This is a genomic window from Nonomuraea basaltis (genome assembly GCF_005893125.1).
Lineage (GTDB): Bacteria > Actinomycetota > Actinomycetes > Streptosporangiales > Streptosporangiaceae > Nonomuraea > Nonomuraea basaltis.
Window position 1 is genome coordinate 1 of the sequence record NZ_VCJS01000510.1, and the last position, 2,018, is coordinate 2,018.

The 2,018-nt window shown below is 71.4% G+C and carries 3 protein-coding genes; 2 read left to right on the forward strand and 1 reads right to left on the reverse strand.

Going from position 1 to position 2,018, the window contains the following annotated elements; translation table 11 throughout:
- Both EJK15_RS72440 and EJK15_RS69025 read left to right on the forward strand, forming a co-directional pair.
- On the forward strand, window positions 1-698 hold a 698-nt coding region (locus EJK15_RS72440), incomplete at its 5' end, for a hypothetical protein (protein WP_206062348.1).
- A 151-nt stretch (window positions 699-849) separates the two neighbouring features.
- The gene (locus tag EJK15_RS69025; RefSeq protein ID WP_138720883.1) at window positions 850-1,341 is read left to right on the forward strand and encodes a hypothetical protein; all 492 of its coding nucleotides are present in this window, start codon (window positions 850-852) and stop codon (window positions 1,339-1,341) included.
- Between the two features lie 96 nt (window positions 1,342-1,437).
- Here the strand turns inward: EJK15_RS69025 and EJK15_RS69030 are convergent.
- A partial coding sequence (locus tag EJK15_RS69030) for an NAD(P)-dependent oxidoreductase (RefSeq protein WP_138720884.1) occupies window positions 1,438-2,018 on the reverse strand: 581 nt, incomplete at its 5' end.

The following is a 2,018-nucleotide window of genomic DNA, read 5'->3' on the forward strand; positions in this document are numbered from 1 at the left end:
CCCTGGCCCCGTCACCGAACGCCGCCACCCAGCCCGCCTCGTCCACCAAGCCGCTCCAACCCGCCAAGCCGCTCCAGTCCACCAAGCCGATCCAGTCCATCCGGCCCGACCAGGGCGCCACGCCGGCGGTCGAGGGCGCCAGCCCGGCGGCCCAGGCGACTCCCAAGATCGCCGCACTGCCCGGCGACCGTCCCGCGCTGGTCCCGAGGCTCGTGTGGCGCTTGCCGGTGAGCTCGGCGGCCCGCATGGCCGGAGGCTGGGAGACCTGGCGCTTCCTCCCCGACAAGAGGCTGAGCCGCTTCTACCCCACGGGCACCTGGACCGTCGCCGCCACCGCGAAGGGAAAGGACGGGGCGACGGTGACGGAATACGCGTCGTTCCAGCTCAAGCGGGACACCAGGTTCTCCGCGGTGCGCGTGGAGAAGGCCAAGAGCGCGGTACGCCTGCACGGCTCGCTGACCAGGGTTGACCCCCGAGGCGTGACCGACTACGGCCCGTTCGGCGGGCAGCCGCTCGAGATTCTCTGGCGCCCGAACGCCACCGCCGCCTGGGAGCGGGTCGGACAGACGACGACGGACGCCGCGGGCGCGTTCGTGAGCACGATGTCGGGCCGTACGGGCGGCTTGTGGCGCGTCCGCTACGCGGGGACAGGGCATTACGCCCCGGACCTCTCTAAATCACAACAAATAGCGCAGTAACGTACTAAATAAACCCAGCTGCGGCCGTCGGCCGCGTCGGCGTTGCGGAATCGTGATCAACTCTGTCGCAACTTTTCTTTACCCTTACGCGTCATTGGCTGTTGACGCGTGCCCCGTTTGGGGTGCGTTTGAGACGGGGAAGGAAAGTCATTTGAAGATGCGACGTCTCGCCGCCGGCCTGGCGGCTGCCGCCCTGGGCGCCACCATGGTGGCCACGGCGGCCTCGCCCGCACTCGCGGACGAGCCCGACCCGGACTTCACCGGCGGGCGCACGAGCCTGCAGTTCGACGCGAACCCCGAGCCCGCCTGGCGCGGCGAGCCCATCAACCTCGAGGGCAAGCTCTCCGTCGAGTGCGAGGAGGACTACATCAGCGGGTTCGTGTCGGTGCACCACTCCGACACCTGCAAGAAGCAGGAGCGCTGGCACCGCCTCGGCTGGAAGCGGATCGTGATCTTCTTCCAGCCGGACGGCAGCGGCAAGTGGGAGTACGTGGACACCATCAAGACCGGCCGCAACGGCTACTTCCACACCAAGGTGCCCGCCCGCACGTCGGGCACGTGGCGCGCGGTCTTCGAGGGCGCCAGGTATCTGGACCACTCGGAGGGCACGGACTGGGTCAAGGTCCTCGGCCGCCACCACTAGAGTCACCCGGACGCCCGGCCACCTCCGGCCGGGCGTCCGCCATGTCCGGCGGGCTGACCTGGGAGGACCGGGACCTGGGGGCCAGGACCCCGGGGTTCAGTAGGACACGGCGATCTGGACCCGGTGATGCCCGCCGCCTTCGGCCTCGTCCACCACCGCCACCGCCAGATCGGCGAAGGAGAACACCGGAGCACCCTCGGCCGAGGCCGGCACCTGCCCGCCCCCGATCCGGTAACGCCCGGTCCTGTCCGCCTCGGCGTCGAGGAACACCGGCGGCGGCGCGAGCACCACCCAGTCCAGCGCCGACTCCTCGAACACCGCCAGCTCCGCCGCGTGCCCGAGCGAGAACGCCCGCGCGTCGTCCGGGAAACCGGGCGTGTCGACCAGCCGGATCCCGGGCGCGACCTCCAGCAGGGTGCCGATGCCGACCGCCACCAGCCGGTCCACCCCTGCCTGCGCCAGCCCGTCGGCAAGGGCGCGGGCGGCAGCCGTGTAGAACTCCTCCGACGGCATGTCGAGCCGGGTCGCCGCCTGGATCGCCGCGTCGTGCCCCGCCGCGGCCGCCGCCACGCTCGCGGTGTCGGTGACGTCACCGGCGACCACCCGCACCCCCTCGCGCGCCAGATCTTCGTACTTCCCCGGATCCCGCACCACGGCCGTCACCTCGTGCCCGCGCC